At 36.6% G+C, this 1,207-nt stretch carries 2 protein-coding genes and 1 riboswitch; both genes read left to right on the top strand.

Translation table 11 applies throughout. From position 1 onward, the window contains the following. Window positions 1-113 precede the first annotated feature (113 nt). The gene (locus AC1DUA_RS38370; RefSeq protein ID WP_477504680.1) at window positions 114-644 is read left to right on the top strand and encodes a VanZ family protein; all 531 of its coding nucleotides are present in this window, start codon (window positions 114-116) and stop codon (window positions 642-644) included. Window positions 645-745: 101 nt separating this feature from the next. Further along, window positions 746-836: riboswitch (cyclic di-GMP riboswitch) on the top strand. A gap of 56 nt (window positions 837-892) precedes the next feature. Continuing rightward, a complete protein-coding gene (locus AC1DUA_RS38365; RefSeq protein ID WP_477504679.1) occupies window positions 893-1,111 on the top strand; it encodes a hypothetical protein in 219 nt (72 codons plus the stop codon). Window positions 1,112-1,207 lie beyond the last annotated feature (96 nt).

Raw genomic sequence — 1,207 nt, 5'->3', positions numbered from 1 at the left:
ATCTTATTATTCTATGAAGCAAGCGGCGCAAGGCAGTGCAATTGGTCAGATCGAAAAAGCTCTGTCAAATGAATAGGTTAGAGAGTTTATACGGAACTTGTGGGTGATACATCATGGCAAAGAAATCAAACGTTCTTAAGTTTCTATTGTATGTTCTCCCAATATTAATATTGCTTGGCTTGATTTATGGCTTATCCTCTCAATCTCATCAAATGCAGGATCTTAAACCGTGGATCAAAAAGAAAATATCTGAAAAAACGATCAACGAACATTTTTCGGGTACTAGCATTAATTATGGTGCTGAGACAATAAGTCTAAAAACGAGTAATGCAAGCAGTTTTGTTGAATTTTTAATACGTAAATTTGCTCATCTATTCATTTATGGTGTACTCGGAGGACTAATTGCCCGCTTACTCCAAGTATTATTGCGCTGCAGTTTTGGCAGGAACTTTCTCATTTCTGTGCTATTATGCACGGTCTACGCAGTATCGGATGAATTCCACCAAAGTTTTATTAAGGATCGAAGCTCTAAGCCAGCAGATGTCGTTTTAGACGCAGTGGGCGCTATAGTTGGTATCCTGCTGTATTTGTCTATTTCACATATATATCAAGCAGTACGAAAGGCAAAAGACAGCAAAAAATAGTTATTTATACCTACATATTGATCCGAATAATGGTTCGTATGGCAGATGTCACATCTGTATCGTTTGCTAAAATAATCCTATAAACGACAATCACATAAATCGTAAGACAATGGCAAAATTGATGAAAGTCAGTGACGCAAAGCTAGAGGGACTAAGCTGAATATACAATCAGTATGTCAGCCAGCTGCCGAATACGGCCTCCGTCTGATTCTTATGTGGAACAAACTATTAGGAGGTATGAGTAGAATATGATTTGGTTAATAATCATATTGACTATTTTTTGGATTGTGGGGTGTATTTTTTATTTTAGTATATTTACAGCTGCAAAACGAGCAGACAAGATGGCTGAGAATATGTTTACGAATGAGATTTCTCAAAACGCAGTTTCCACTACGTATTGCTTGACAGGCGATGCCCAGCGCTTTGAAAAAGGAAATGAAGTTATTGGACAGGTTTGTTTAACATAAAAAGAATGATTAGAGCACCTTCTTGGGTGCTTTTTTTATTTAAGGAAACTAAGATACTAGCACTTACAAGTACTTCATTATGAGATAGATAACTAC

The organism is Paenibacillus sp. 01T422, from assembly GCF_056398785.1.
This window is presented reverse-complemented; position numbering and strand designations above follow the sequence as displayed.

Bases quoted from the DNA above. Each gene is read 5' to 3' on its own strand.
- AC1DUA_RS38370 (WP_477504680.1), top strand. From the start codon at position 114: ATGGCAAAGAAATCAAACGTTCTTAAGTTTCTATTGTATGTTCTCCCA.
- AC1DUA_RS38365 (WP_477504679.1), top strand. From the start codon at position 893: ATGATTTGGTTAATAATCATATTGACTATTTTTTGGATTGTGGGGTGT.